Origin of the sequence: Pseudomonas sp. HD6422, from assembly GCF_025377065.1 — a bacterium.
GTDB classification, from domain to species: Bacteria; Pseudomonadota; Gammaproteobacteria; order Pseudomonadales; family Pseudomonadaceae; genus Aquipseudomonas; species Aquipseudomonas putida_U.
The window spans coordinates 101,484-115,082 of record NZ_JAHWIW010000021.1 but is presented as its reverse complement, the minus strand read 5'-3'; the positions used below and the strand labels follow the sequence as shown (position 1 = coordinate 115,082).

General features: G+C 61.9%; 10 protein-coding genes and 4 tRNA genes. All 14 read right to left on the bottom strand.

Going from position 1 to position 13,599, the window contains the following annotated elements; genetic code table 11:
• Positions 1–191: 191 nt before the first annotated feature.
• On the bottom strand, positions 192–1,634 hold the full coding sequence (gene mgtE / locus KY379_RS16680) for a magnesium transporter (RefSeq protein ID WP_133328258.1): 1,443 nt from the start codon (positions 1,632–1,634) through the stop codon (positions 192–194).
• A 336-nt stretch (positions 1,635–1,970) separates the two neighbouring features.
• A tRNA-Arg gene (locus KY379_RS16675) sits at positions 1,971–2,047 on the bottom strand.
• Between the two features lie 69 nt (positions 2,048–2,116).
• Positions 2,117–2,193 (bottom strand) — tRNA-Arg (locus tag KY379_RS16670).
• Between the two features lie 72 nt (positions 2,194–2,265).
• Positions 2,266–2,342, bottom strand: a tRNA-Arg gene (locus KY379_RS16665).
• Between the two features lie 107 nt (positions 2,343–2,449).
• A tRNA-Ser gene (locus KY379_RS16660) sits at positions 2,450–2,540 on the bottom strand.
• 72 nt (positions 2,541–2,612) lie between these two features.
• Positions 2,613–2,801 carry a carbon storage regulator CsrA gene (gene csrA, locus KY379_RS16655; protein WP_043209419.1) on the bottom strand — a complete coding sequence of 63 codons (189 nt, stop codon included), beginning with the start codon at positions 2,799–2,801 and terminating at the stop codon, positions 2,613–2,615.
• A 165-nt stretch (positions 2,802–2,966) separates the two neighbouring features.
• On the bottom strand, positions 2,967–4,202 hold the full coding sequence (locus KY379_RS16650; protein WP_261240847.1) for an aspartate kinase: 1,236 nt from the start codon (positions 4,200–4,202) through the stop codon (positions 2,967–2,969).
• 85 nt (positions 4,203–4,287) lie between these two features.
• Positions 4,288–6,912 (bottom strand): alanine--tRNA ligase, encoded by a 2,625-nt coding sequence (gene alaS, locus KY379_RS16645; protein WP_133328254.1) that lies wholly within the window; start codon positions 6,910–6,912, stop codon positions 4,288–4,290.
• A 303-nt stretch (positions 6,913–7,215) separates the two neighbouring features.
• Positions 7,216–8,223, bottom strand: coding sequence for a succinylglutamate desuccinylase (gene astE, locus KY379_RS16640; protein ID WP_133328252.1), 1,008 nt, complete (start codon positions 8,221–8,223; stop codon positions 7,216–7,218).
• A gap of 10 nt (positions 8,224–8,233) precedes the next feature.
• Entirely contained in the window at positions 8,234–8,524 is a 291-nt protein-coding gene (locus KY379_RS16635; protein ID WP_133328250.1) for a topoisomerase II, read from the bottom strand.
• A gap of 14 nt (positions 8,525–8,538) precedes the next feature.
• Entirely contained in the window at positions 8,539–9,888 is a 1,350-nt protein-coding gene (gene astB, locus KY379_RS16630) for an N-succinylarginine dihydrolase (RefSeq protein WP_133328248.1), read from the bottom strand.
• A gap of 23 nt (positions 9,889–9,911) precedes the next feature.
• Positions 9,912–11,375 (bottom strand): succinylglutamate-semialdehyde dehydrogenase, encoded by a 1,464-nt coding sequence (astD, locus tag KY379_RS16625; protein WP_261240850.1) that lies wholly within the window; start codon positions 11,373–11,375, stop codon positions 9,912–9,914.
• The gene (gene astA, locus KY379_RS16620) at positions 11,376–12,404 is read right to left on the bottom strand and encodes an arginine N-succinyltransferase (protein ID WP_133328244.1); all 1,029 of its coding nucleotides are present in this window, start codon (positions 12,402–12,404) and stop codon (positions 11,376–11,378) included.
• A 65-nt stretch (positions 12,405–12,469) separates the two neighbouring features.
• Complete coding sequence (aruF, locus tag KY379_RS16615; RefSeq protein ID WP_261240852.1) at positions 12,470–13,489, bottom strand: arginine/ornithine succinyltransferase subunit alpha; 1,020 nt, start codon at positions 13,487–13,489, stop codon at positions 12,470–12,472.
• Positions 13,490–13,599: the final 110 nt, after the last annotated feature.

Below are 13,599 nucleotides of genomic sequence, written 5' to 3'. Positions count from 1 at the left end.
AGCAAGCGGTTTTGCGCTCCTTTGTCCAAGAACAAAGGAGCCCGCCGTAAAGGCGGAAGGGGCCAGTAGCGCCGCTATACCTCTCGGACCAACCACCCGCCCCCAAGCCCAAAACCCCAACCCCACTAATTCGTGAAGAACCTTTTTTATGCCTGTCGCCAAAGGGCGCTGTGCGCACCCTCTGCCGCGGATCACAGCAGGAACAGCGTCGCCAGACCAAGGAAGATGAAGAAGCCGCCGCTGTCGGTCACCGCAGTGATCATCACGCTCGACCCCATCGCCGGATCACGCCCCAGCCGTGTCAAGGTCATTGGGATCAACACCCCCATCAACGCGGCCAGCAGCAGGTTCAAGGTCATCGCTGCGGTCATCACCAGGCCCAGCGACCAGCTGCCATACAACCAGAACGCCACGGCACCGATCACTCCCCCCCAGATCAGGCCATTGAGCAGCGAAACTGCCAGTTCCTTGCGCATCAAACGGCTGGTGTTGCCAGGCGAAACCTGGTCAAGCGCCATAGCGCGCACGATCATGGTGATGGTCTGGTTGCCGGAGTTCCCACCGATACCCGCCACGATCGGCATCAGTGCCGCCAGGGCCACCAGCTTCTCGATCGAGCCTTCGAACAAACCGATCACTCGCGAAGCGACGAAAGCCGTGATGAGGTTGATGGCCAGCCAGGCCCAGCGGTTGCGCAGCGATCGCCAGACGGAGGCGAAGATGTCTTCTTCCTCGCGCAGACCGGCCATGTTCAACACTTCGCTTTCGCTCTCCTCACGGATCAGGTCGACCATTTCATCGATGGTCAGACGACCGATCAGGCGGTCGCTCTTGTCCACCACCGGCGCGGATACCAGGTCGTAACGTTCGAAAGCCTGGGCGGCGTCGTAGGCGTCTTCATCCGGATGGAACGACACGGGGTCGGTGGCCATGACCTCTGCCACCTTCTTCTCCGGATCGTTCACCAAAAGTCGCTTGATCGGCAGGACGCCCTTCAGTATGCCCTCGTAGTCGACCACGAAAAGTTTGTCGGTGTGGTTCGGCAGCTCTTTCAAGCGGCGCAGGTAACGCAGTACCACTTCGAGACTGACATCCTCGCGGATGGTCACCATCTCGAAGTCCATCAGCGCACCGACCTGCTCCTCGTCATAGCTCAGCGCCGAGCGCACGCGCTCACGCTGCTGGGCATCGAGACTTTCCATCAGCTCATGGACGACATCGCGCGGCAATTCCGGCGCCAGGTCGGCCAGTTCGTCGGCGTCCATTTCCTTGGCCGCGGCGAGCAGTTCGTGATCGTCCATATCGGCGATCAGCGACTGGCGAACCGCATCGGACACTTCGAGGAGAATGTCGCCGTCGCGATCCGAGCGCACCAACTGCCAGACCGTCAGGCGGTCTTCCAGGGGCAAGGCTTCGAGGATATAAGCGATGTCGGCGGGGTGCAGGTCATCGAGCTTGCGCTGCAGCTCAACGAGGTTCTGGCGGTGGACGAGGTTCTCGACCAGGTCCTGATGCTGGCCTTCCTGGCGATGCGTGAGGTCTTCCACCACGCGCTGGCGCTGCAGCAACTCGACCACCTGAGCCAGGCGATCCTGCAGGCTGTCTTGGCCTTTCTTTACTTCTACTTCGGTCATAGGCGAACTCCACTCCCAGCAGCGGAGCACGCCGGGAGAATCAATCTGTCAGATCAAGCTGTATGAAACGTATTAGGGAATAACTACTGGGTAAGTCCATGGTGGTTTTCCACAAGCCCCGGCGGGGCTGACGGGCGCAATCATACACTGCCTAAGCTGTCAGATCGCTTAAAATTTTGGCCAGAACAATCGTTTGCGCGATAAAGATGTGACAACGCATTAAGCCAACAGTGCAACGATTGTCGATTACTGTAGGAGCTTAGTTGCAGATCGATGACAATTCAGCGAAACGGAAAAACAAAAAGCCCGCTCATATGAGCGGGCTTCTTGATGGTGTGGCGGACTCAGGAGGATTCGAACCTCCGACCGCTCGGTTCGTAGCCGAGTACTCTATCCAGCTGAGCTATGAGTCCGTGGTGGTAGTTTTAGACCAGATTACCACTGGTTGCTGAAGCGCCTTGCGAGCAAAGCCACTTCAAAAGTGGCGGACTCAGGAGGATTCGAACCTCCGACCGCTCGGTTCGTAGCCGAGTACTCTATCCAGCTGAGCTATGAGTCCGTGGTTGGTAGTTTTAGACCAGATTACCACTGGTTGAATGGGTTGCCTTGCTTCACAAAACCGCCCATTAAATGGCGGACTCAGGAGGATTCGAACCTCCGACCGCTCGGTTCGTAGCCGAGTACTCTATCCAGCTGAGCTATGAGTCCGTGTCTTGCCGCGCATTATAGTTCGCTGAATCGATTTGCCAAGCACTTTTTCGTTTAATTTCAACGACTTAGTCAACTTGACCGTTTACAGCGCCCTACACGAAAAATGGCGGTGAAGGGGGGATTCGAACCCCCGATACCCTTATGAGGTATACTCCCTTAGCAGGGGAGCGCCTTCGGCCACTCGGCCACCTCACCGCAACACGAGGCGAATATTAAACACAGCTCCCCTCGTTTGCAACCCTTTTTTTTAAAAAAACTTCAAAAAAATTAAAGGGTTGGCTCTTCGTCCTTCTCTTTCTTGATCCGCAGGTAGATTTCCTCGCGGTGAACGGCCACTTCCTTGGGCGCACTGACGCCGATACGCACCTGGTTGCCTTTGACGCCGAGCACCGTCACGGTGATCTCGCCGTCCCCAATGATCAGGCTCTCGGCGCACCGACGAGTCAGAATCAACATAGCTTTCTCCTCACGCAAAACATTCAGGGACCACAGTCTGTTGGTAACAGGGCCTGGTCGTGGACGACGACTCAGGCCCCAGGGCTATCACGCAGGCAGGACAGGGCCCACGCAGTAGCCAGAAACGCGAAGGGCGCGGCTAAGCCGCGCCCTCCTGGCGTCGACTCACTCGCTCTGTCGGGCAGGTGCGTCGAGTTCGAAAGCAGTGTGCAGGGCGCGCACGGCCAGCTCCAGGTACTTCTCTTCGATCACTACCGAGACCTTGATCTCGGAGGTGGAGATCATCTGAATATTGATGCTCTCCTTGGCCAGCGCTTCGAACATGCGGCTGGCAACACCCGCGTGGGAGCGCATGCCGACGCCGACGATCGAGACCTTGGCGATCTTGGTATCACCGCTCACCTCACGCGCACCGATCTCGCGGGCGGTATTTTCCAGCACGGCGTAGGCCTTCTCGTACTCGTTGCGGTGTACGGTGAAGGTGAAGTCGGTGGTGTTATCGTGCGAGACGTTCTGCACGATCATGTCCACTTCGATGTTCGACGCGCTGATCGGACCGAGGATCTTGAAAGCAACGCCCGGGGTATCCGGCACGCCACGAATGGTCAGCTTGGCCTCATCACGGTTGAAGGCGATACCGGAAATGATCGGCTGTTCCATGGATTCCTCTTCATCAATGGTAATGAGGGTACCCGGACCCTCCTTGAAGCTGTGCAGCACGCGCAGCGGAACGTTGTACTTGCCGGCGAACTCGACCGAACGGATCTGCAGCACCTTGGAGCCCAGGCTGGCCATTTCCAGCATTTCTTCGAAGGTGATCTTCTCCAGGCGGCGCGCCTGCGGCACGACGCGCGGATCGGTGGTGTAGACGCCATCGACGTCGGTGTAGATCTGGCACTCATCGGCCTTGAGCGCCGCCGCCAGGGCCACGCCGGTGGTGTCGGAGCCGCCACGGCCCAAGGTGGTGATGTTGCCGCGCTCGTCGACACCCTGGAATCCGGCCACCACGACCACGCGACCGGCCTTGAGATCGGCGCGGATCTTCTGGTCGTCGATCTGCAGGATACGCGCCTTGTTGTGGGCGCTGTCGGTGAGGATGCGCACCTGGTTACCGGTGTACGACACCGCAGGCACGCCACGCTTCATCAGGGCCATCGCCAGCAGGGCAATGGTGACCTGCTCACCGGTCGAGACGATCACGTCCAGCTCGCGAGGAACCGGCTGATCGGTAATCTGCTTGGCCAGGTCGATCAGGCGATTGGTTTCACCGCTCATGGCCGACAGCACAACCACCAGGTCGTCGCCCGCTTCACGGTGTTTCTTGACCTTTTCGGCTACCTGCTCGATCCGCTCGATGGAACCGACAGAGGTGCCGCCAAATTTCTGTACGATCAACGCCATTTCAATGGTGCCTCAGCCCATACAGGGCCCCAAAAAAACCATCCAACATGAAGGGGCCGGCGACTAGACCGCCGACCCCTTCATCTCAAAGTCCCTGCTCTGCGAATGGCACGGCCAGCGCCAGGGCATTGTCCAGCGCAGCGACGTCGACGCCACCACCCTGGGCCATGTCCGGACGGCCACCGCCCTTGCCACCCACCGCCGCAGCGGCTTGTTTCATCAGGTCGCCAGCCTTGAGTTGACTGGAGAGGTCCTTGGTCACGCCGGCCACCAGCACGACCTTGCCCTCATGCTCACTGCCCAGCAGGATCACTGCGTGGCCGAGCTTGTTCTTCAGCTGATCGACCAGGGCCAGCAGGGCCTTGCCATCCTGCCCATCCAGGCGAGCGGCAAGTACCTTGGCACCCTTGACCTCAACGGCCGCGTTGGAGAGATCGTCCCCGGCGGCGCTAGCGGCCTTGGCCTGCAGCTGTTCCAGCTGCTTTTCCAGCTGGCGGTTGCGCTCGAGCACAGCCGACAGCTTGTCGATCAGGTTGTCACGGTTGCCCTTGACCAGTTGCGCGGCTTCCTTGACCTGCTCTTCGGCAGCGTTCAGGTAGGCCAGCGCAGCCGCGCCAGTCACCGCTTCGATACGACGCACGCCCGAGGCCACGCCGCCTTCGCTGATGATCTTGAACAGGCTGATATCGCCGGTGCGCTTGGCGTGGATACCGCCGCACAGCTCGACGGAGAAGTCACCGCCCATGCTCAGTACACGTACGGTGTCGCCGTACTTCTCGCCGAACAGGGCCATGGCGCCCTTGGCCTTGGCGGTCTCGATATCGGTCAGCTCGGTTTCGACCGGCGTGTTCTTGCGCACTTCCCGGTTGACGATTTCTTCCAGCGCCTTGATCTGCGCGGGGGTCACTGCCTCGAAGTGGCTGAAGTCGAAACGCAGGCGCTGGCTGTCGACCAGCGAGCCCTTCTGTTGCACGTGCTCGCCCAGGACCTGGCGCAGCGCTTCATGCAGCAGGTGGGTGGCGGAGTGGTTCAGCGAGGTGGCGTGCTGGACGTCGGCATCGACCTTGGCCTCGACCGGCGCACCGATCAGCAGCGCGCCACTGGCGACCACACCGTGATGCAGGAAAGCACCGCCGGTCTTGGTCGTGTCGCGTACGTCGAAGCGTACGGCACCGGCCTGCAGGAAACCGCTGTCGCCGACCTGGCCGCCGGACTCGGCGTAGAATGGGGTGCGATCGAGGACCACGACGCCCTCCTCGCCTTCGCCCAACTGGTCGACCGCTTGGCCGTCTTTGTACAGGGCGATGACCTTGCCCTGCCCTTCGGTAGCTTCGTAGCCGAGGAACTCAGTGGCGGTATCGACCTTGACCAGGCTGTTGTAGTCCATGCCGAAGGCACTGGCGGAACGGGCGCGCTCGCGCTGGGCGTCCATTTCGCGCTCGAAGCCGGCTTCGTCGATGGTCAGCTCGCGCTCACGGGCGATGTCGGCGGTCAGGTCCATAGGGAAGCCGTAGGTGTCGTAGAGCTTGAACACCACATCGCCCGGCACCACGTTGCCCTTGAGCTGGGCCAGGTCCTGCTCGAGGATGCGCAGACCCTGCTCCAGGGTCTTGGCGAACTGCTCTTCTTCGGCCTTGAGCACGCGCTCGATATGCGCCTGCTGGCTCTTGAGCTCGGGGAAGGCTTCACCCATTTCAGCCACCAGTGCCGCGACGATCTGGTAGAAGAAGCTGCCCTTGGCGCCCAGCTTGTTGCCGTGACGGCACGCCCGGCGAATGATGCGGCGCAGCACGTAACCGCGGCCTTCGTTGGACGGCAGTACGCCGTCGGCGATCAGGAAGCCGCAGGAGCGGATGTGGTCGGCGACGACTTTCAGCGAGGCCTGCTCATCGTTGCTGCAACCGATGGCCTTGGCGGCGGCGGCCAGCAGGTTCTGGAACAGGTCGATCTCGTAGTTCGAGTGCACGTGCTGCATCACCGCACTGATGCGCTCCAGGCCCATGCCGGTATCCACCGACGGCGCCGGCAGCGGGTGCAGGACGCCATCGGCGGTGCGGTTGAACTGCATGAAGACGTTGTTCCAGATCTCGATGTAGCGATCGCCGTCTTCCTCCGGCGAGCCGGGCGGGCCACCCCAGATGTCCGGACCGTGGTCGTAGAAGATTTCGGTGCAGGGGCCGCACGGGCCGGTGTCGCCCATGGTCCAGAAGTTGTCGGAGGCGTATGGGGCGCCTTTGTTGTCGCCGATGCGCACCATGCGCTCGGCCGGGACACCGACTTCCTTGGTCCAGATGTCGTAGGCTTCGTCGTCGCTGGCGTAGACCGTGACCCACAGCTTGTCCTTGGGCAGGTTCAGCCATTTTTCGGAGGTCAGGAACGTCCAGGCGAAGGTGATCGCATCGCGCTTGAAATAGTCGCCGAAGCTGAAGTTGCCCAGCATCTCGAAGAAGGTATGGTGGCGCGCCGTGTAGCCGACGTTTTCCAGGTCGTTATGCTTGCCGCCGGCGCGGACGCACTTCTGGCTGCTGACCGCACGGGTGTAGGCGCGCTTTTCCTGACCGAGGAAGCAGTCCTTGAACTGGTTCATGCCGGCGTTGGTAAACAGCAGGGTCGGGTCATTGCCCGGAATCAGGGAGCTGGAGGCGACTCGGGTGTGTCCCTGCTCTTCGAAGAAGCGAAGGAAGGCTTCACGGATTTCTGCGCTTTTCATAGGTTCTTCCACGGAAACGGCGGCCCAGAGGGCAAACGCGTCGACGAAACGACGGCAAAGGGCCGCATTATATCGGTCCTGCAGTCTCGGTGCAGTGTGTTTATGCGATAGAAAGCGTCGATTGCACGGTTTTTCGGGGCGTTGCAATCGAAAACGACATGACCGGATGCTATCGCCTGCGTTTCGCCACTGGCAAGCCAATTACCGCCCAAGGAAAGGGAAAATGGAACAGGCGGTGAATTAAAAGGTTTTCACCTGGGATCGGATCCGAAATTACCCCGCCTTGCTTGCGCGACACCACCCTCACCCCAGGCGCTGCCCCGAATCCGGCACGATCAGGATGCCCGCACGCAAGCCATTCTTGACCTTGGGGTTGGGAAAGATGATCCGTGCCCCCTCCTCCTCGACCACCCAGCGCATTTCCGCCAGATCCTCGGCCAACAGATAGCCTTTGCTCAACTCGGAAAAGTTCTCGATATCCGCCGGCAGGTGCAGGTGGAAGCTGTCGCTGTGCTTGATGATCTCCCGAGCGACGCTGAACAGCTTCAGGCCATCCAGGGAGTCGGCAGTCTCGGGCTCGGTGCCCTCGATGATATGGATCAGCCGCTCTTCGAGCCTGTCCAGGTTGACCTGTTCGTTCTGCCCGAACGGACGTGCCTTGCCCAGCTCCAGCGTGAAGGCTTCGGCGTCGAGTTGCTCGTAGGTGAAGGCACTGAAGGTGATGGACGACTTGCTTTGCAGCAGCACCGCCTCCATGCCTGCAGCGGCCAGGCGGGCCAGCTCGCGGCGGGAATGCTTGCGACCTTCCTTATAGGGATACAAGGCGAATTGCTCGATCTTCGACCCGCGAATGGCCGTGTGCAGGTCATAGTGCAGCCGGGTGCGCTCAGGTTTACTGAAGAACACCCGGGCGAACTGCTCCAACTCGGCGGCGCGCAAGGCCTCGAAGCCACTGGACAGCTCGTGCCGACCATTGAACAGGCGGTTGATGTCCTGTTCGATGAAACGCTCTCCCTTGCGAATCGCTGCCGGGTTGCCGAACAGGAACAACACCCGCGCACGCGGTTTGATCTTGCCATTGGCAACGCCATGCAACAGCCGCTCGAGCAACTCGATCGGCGCGGTTTCGTTGCCGTGGATGCCGGCAGACAGCAGCAGGTCCAGGCCGCAATCCTCGGCTTCGGCCGGGCGAACTTCGAGCGCGCCCTCGCCTAGCCAGCGCAAACGCACGCCCTTGGGTGTCACTTGGGTCTTCTCGGCCGGTTCGTGATCGGTGAGGGTCAGCTCAAGCAGTTTGCCAAGGGCGAGCATAGGCGCTTCCTTAGTGGTGGTGGCCGCAATCCGGACCGTGGACGTGATCGTCGTCTTCGCCGACTTCGGCCGGTTCCATCTCCAGCTGCAGGCTGACCAGGTTGGTGGCCATCGGACGCAGCAAAAGGTTGGCGTATTCGCTGTCGCCTTCCTCGACATCCACACCGATCAGCAGCTGGCCGCGACCATCCTGCTGGATCCACACTTCCTTGCCTTGCCACACCACGGCGAACCGGGTGCAGGAGGTTTCCAGCTGGGTACCATCGTGGTCTTCGAGGATCAGGCGCAGGGCATCGGACATTACATTCACTCTCTTCAAGGTTGGCGTTGGAACGGATAGACCGAACCCAACTGCAGAATCTGGGTCAGCTCATCCAGTGCCGTGCGGCACTCGATCAGCAATTGCGGGTCGGCAAGGTCCGCTTCGCCGAGGCGGTCGCGGTAGTGCTTGTCGACCCACTGCACGAGCGTCTCGTACAGTGGAGCGGTCATGATAACGCCTGGATTGACCGCCGCCAGCTCGCTTTCCTTCAAGGCTACCCGTAACCGCAGGCAGGCAGGGCCACCGCCGTTCTGCATGCTCTGCTTGAGATCGAAGACTTTGACCTCGCCCACCGGACCACCCTGGCGGGTCAACTGCTCGAGGTAGGTCCAGACCCGTTCGTTGTGCCGACACTCCTCCGGGACCACCAGCAACATCGAGCCATCGTCGCGGCTGAGCAACTGGCTGTTGAACAGGTAGGAGCGCACCGCATCCTCCACCGCTACAGACGCACGAGGCACCTGGATGGCCTGGAAACGACCACCCTTGCTGGCCAGTTTAGCCTGCAGTTGGCCAAGCATCGCCTCGCTGTCGAGGAACGCGTCCTCGTGATAGAACAACACTTCGCGATTACCCACCGCGATCACGTCATTGTGAAACACGCCCTGGTCGATCACGGCCGGGTTCTGTTGAGCGTAGACCACCCCGTCTTCGCTCAGGCCGTGCAGTCTGGCCACGGCCTGAGAGGCCTCGAGGGTCTGGCGCGCCGGGTATTTCTGCGGAGCCGGATAGCGGCTGTCGAAGGCGCTGCGCCCATAGACGAAGAACTCGACGCCCGCTTCACCGTAGTCGCGACAGAAACGCGTGTGGTTGGCCGCACCCTCGTCGCCGAATTGCGCCACCGCTGGCAATGCCGGATGGTGAGCGAAGTGCTGTTCATCGGCGAACATCGCCGCCAGCACACGGCTGGTAGTGGGGTGCTCGATGCTGCGATGGAACTTGCAGTTGAGATTGGCAGCGGTGAAATGCACGCGCCCGTCCGCCGTGTCGGCACTGGGACTGACGGTCGCGGCGTTGGCCACCCACATGCTCGACGCCGAACAGCTCGCGACCAGCAGGGGCATGGCCTCACGGGCGGCACGCTGAATCACTTCGCCGTCACTGCCGGAAAAGCCAAGGCGGCGCAGCGCGGCCACGTCGGGGCGTTCCTGCGGCGCTATCACCCCCTGCTTGAAGCCCAGGTCGACCAGGGCCTTCATCTTCGCCAAACCCTGACGCGCGGCCTCTCGGGGGTTGGACGCCTGCTGGCTGTTGCTCTGCGAAGCCACGTTGCCGTAGGACAAGCCGCCGTAATTGTGGGTAGGCCCCACCAGGCCATCAAAATTCACTTCGTAGGATTTCATCGACTAGGCTCCGCAGCCTGTTGTTATAGGGTGATACCCGGCGTCAGGGTCGCCGGCAGGGCAAGGCTGGCCGTCTCCAGCGAAGCCACAGGGTAGGCGCAGTAGTCCGCAGCGTAATAGGCGCTGGCGCGGTGGTTGCCACTGGCGCCCACACCGCCGAACGGTGCGGTGCTGGCGGCACCGGTCAGCTGCTTGTTCCAATTGACGATGCCGGCGCGGCTGCGCAACCAGAAGTACTGGTAACGAGCACGCGAATCGGATAACAGCCCGGCGGCCAGTCCGTATTGGGTGTTGTTGGCCTCATCGATGGCAGCGTCGAAGTCGCTGTAGCGAATCACCTGCAGCAAGGGCCCGAAAAATTCCTCGTCAGGCCGCTCGGCGACGCCACTGACGTCGACGATGCCTGGTGTCAGCAAGGCGGCATCGGCATATGGCTGGGTCATTTCCAGCAGCCCCACTGCGCCCTTGCCCAACAGCTCGGCCTGAGCGGCGAGCAATGCCCGGGCGGCGTCCAGAGAGATCACCGACCCCATGAACGGCGCCGGCTGCTGATCGAAGGCGCCCACGGTAATGCTGCGGCTTACTTCGACCAACCGGGCCAGCAGCGCATCGCCCCAGTCACCCTGCGGCACCAACAGGCGGCGCGCGCAGGTGCAGCGCTGGCCAGCAGAAATGAAGGCCGACTGAATGATGGTGTATACCGCCGCGTCCACGTCCTTGACCTGATCGACCAGCAATGGATTGTTACCGCCCATTTCCAGCGCCAGGATCTTGTCCGGGCGCCCCCCGAACTGCTGGTGCAGCAGGTTACCGGTACGGCTGGAACCGGTGAAGAACAGACCATCGATACCCGGATTGGCAGCCAGGGCCATGCCAGTCTCACGGGCGCCTTGCACCAGGTTGAGCACGCCGGCCGGCAACCCGGCGGCGACCCAGCAGTTGACGGTCAGTTCAGCGACCTTGGGCGTCAGCTCGCTGGGCTTGAACACTACGCAGTTGCCGGCCAACAATGCCGGAACGATGTGCCCGTTGGGCAGGTGCCCTGGGAAGTTGTAGGGGCCGAACACTGCCACCACACCGTGCGGCTTGTGCCGCAACACGGCGCTGGCATCGCCCAGCGGACCGCTCTTCTCACCCGTACGCTCACGGTAGCTCTGCACCGAGATCGCCACCTTGTTGGCCATGCTGGTGACTTCGGTCGCAGCCTCCCACAGGGGCTTGCCGGTCTCCTCGCCAATGCAGTGGGCCAACGCTTCGGCATGCACCTTGAGTTGTTCGGCGAAGGCCTCAAGTACGGCGATACGTGCCTCCAGGTTCAGTTGCGCCCAGCCCGGAAATGCCTGGCGCGCAGCCTTCACGGCAGACTCGACCTGGGCTGCGTCAGCGCCCTGCCCCTGCCAGACCAGTGCCTGGCTGACCGGGTTGAATGACTGCAAGGGGGCGCCCTGCCCGACCTGCCATTGACCTGCGATGTAATGGGTAGACATTTACTGACCCTCCCGGCTCGCCGAAAGCGGCACGGCTCGCACGTTGTCGCCAGCGCCCATGCGCAGGCGCTTGGCGGTCGCCGGATCGACCACCAGGGTGCCGGCAGCCAGGCGTGCCGGGGCTGCGGTAATGCGACAGTCGTCGCGCTTGCGGTTGTGGATGATGTAAGGCGTGGCATCGTCGCCCGGTGTACCCACGGCCAACACCAGCGTCTGGCTGTCACGCACCGCGCGAACCTTGGCGGTCTCGCACTCGATGGCGGGGCCGGCATCGAAGATGTCGACATAGCCCTGGTAGCTGAAGCCCTCCTGCTTGAGCATCGCCAGCGCCGGCTCGGTGTCGCTGTGCACGCGGCCGATCACGCTGCGCGCGGCGTCGGACAGGAAGCAGGTGTACAGCGGGAACTTGGGCATCAGCTCGGCGATGAACGATTTGTTGCCCACCCCGGTCAGGTAGTCGGCCTGGCTGAACTCCATCTTGAAGAAGTGCCTGCCCAGGCTCTCCCAGAACGGCGAGCGCCCATGCTCATCGGACATGCCACGCATCTCGGCGATGATCTTGTTACCGAACAACTCCGGAAACTCGGCGATGAACAGCATGCGTGCACGGGACAGCAAGCGACCATTGAGACCACTGCGGTGGTCACTGCGCAGGAACAACGAGCACAGCTCCGAGTTGCCGGTCAGGTCGTTGGCCAGGAACAGCGTGGGGATTTCACGATAGATGTTCAGCTCCTGGGAAGCGCTGACGGTGAGGCCGACCCGGTAGTTGTACCAAGGCTCGCGCAGACCCACGGCGCCGGCGATGGCACTGATGCCGACCACCAGGCCCTCGTCGTTCTCCAGCACGAACAGGTAGTCGGTATCGCCGCGCTCGGCTTCGCCGCGAAAGCTCTTCTCCGCCCAGCCGACCCGATGCCCGAGGCGCTCTTCGTTGGCTGGCAAGGTGGTAAGCCCGGTGGTACCGGTGCTGCGGGCCAATTCGATCAGCGCGGGTAAATCGCTGCTGCGTACAGGACGAACGATCATGCTATCTCCTTGTGCGCGGGCTTGGGCCTGCGCAAAAACTCTCTATCGCAGAATGCCGACTGGCCTCAGACCGCAACCAGGCGCACGCTGGCGCCTTCGCCCACACCCAGAGCCTCAGCCGCTGCGCTGTCGAGGCTGACCGGCTTGCCCGGCACCCAGTCGAGCTCCACCAACACTGCGCGGTAGTCCTGCAGCAAACCGTTGCACACCAGGTACGGTCGTCCGCCCTTGACCGGCACGTCTTCGATCTTGACCGGCGCGAGGCGGCTCTGGGCGATCGAACGAATGCCCGAGGTCCGCGCATGCAGGGTCGGCCCGCCGTCGAAGATGTCGATGTAGTGTTCGGTCTCGAAGCCATCGCGCATGAGGATGTCGAAGGTGATCTGCGCACGAGGATGGACCTGCCCCATGGCCTCCTGGGCTGCATCCGGCAGCAGAGGCACATAGATCGGGTAATGCGGCATCAGCTCGGCGAGGAAGGTGCGGCTTTTCACCCCACACAAGCGTTCGGCATCGGCGTAGTTGAGGTCGAAGAAGTTGCGGCCGATGGCGTCCCAGAACGGCGATTCGCCCTGCTCGTCGCTGTAGCCGACGATCTCGGTGACCACCGAATCTGCGAAACGCTCCGGGTGCGAAGCCATGAACAACAGCCGTCCACGGGAGTTGAGCTCGGCCCAGCCGCTGCTCACCAGCTCCGGCAACACATAGAAGCTGGTCAGCAGGCTGTTGCCGGTGAGGTCGTGGCACAACGAGAGCACATGGATCTTGTTGTGGATCTTCAGTTCACGCGAGGCATGCACGAACGTCTCGTTGCGAAAACTGTAGAACGGCTCGGAGTAGCCGGCCGAGGCGACGATGGCCGAGCAGCCGGCCAGCTTGCCGGTCACACTGTCCTCGAGCACGAAGAAGTAGGTCTCCTCGCCGTTGAAACTGACCTCGGCGGCGAAGGATGTCTCGGATGCGGCAATCTTGTCGCCCAGACGGGCGGCATCGTCCGGCAGCGAGGTGACACCAATGGGGCTGTCGGCAGCCATGCGCTGCACGTCGTTCAGATCAGCCATTTGCGCGGGGCGCATCACCAGCATGGTGTCACTCCTTTCGGGTCGGCGTGCCGAAAGCCTCGGCACGGAAAAACGGCGGATGCGGCAGCAACCTGCCAACTCGCACCCGCATTGAAAATCGGTAGCGCCGGCAC

Coding starts and splice junctions, on each gene's coding strand:
- mgtE (WP_133328258.1), bottom strand. CDS start 1,634: ATGACCGAAGTAGAAGTAAAGAAAGGCCAAGACAGCCTGCAGGATCGC.
- csrA (WP_043209419.1), bottom strand. CDS start 2,801: ATGTTGATTCTGACTCGTCGGTGCGCCGAGAGCCTGATCATTGGGGAC.
- KY379_RS16650 (WP_261240847.1), bottom strand. CDS start 4,202: ATGGCGTTGATCGTACAGAAATTTGGCGGCACCTCTGTCGGTTCCATC.
- alaS (WP_133328254.1), bottom strand. CDS start 6,912: ATGAAAAGCGCAGAAATCCGTGAAGCCTTCCTTCGCTTCTTCGAAGAG.
- astE (WP_133328252.1), bottom strand. CDS start 8,223: ATGCTCGCCCTTGGCAAACTGCTTGAGCTGACCCTCACCGATCACGAA.
- KY379_RS16635 (WP_133328250.1), bottom strand. CDS start 8,524: ATGTCCGATGCCCTGCGCCTGATCCTCGAAGACCACGATGGTACCCAG.
- astB (WP_133328248.1), bottom strand. CDS start 9,888: ATGAAATCCTACGAAGTGAATTTTGATGGCCTGGTGGGGCCTACCCAC.
- astD (WP_261240850.1), bottom strand. CDS start 11,375: ATGTCTACCCATTACATCGCAGGTCAATGGCAGGTCGGGCAGGGCGCC.
- astA (WP_133328244.1), bottom strand. CDS start 12,404: ATGATCGTTCGTCCTGTACGCAGCAGCGATTTACCCGCGCTGATCGAA.
- aruF (WP_261240852.1), bottom strand. CDS start 13,489: ATGCTGGTGATGCGCCCCGCGCAAATGGCTGATCTGAACGACGTGCAG.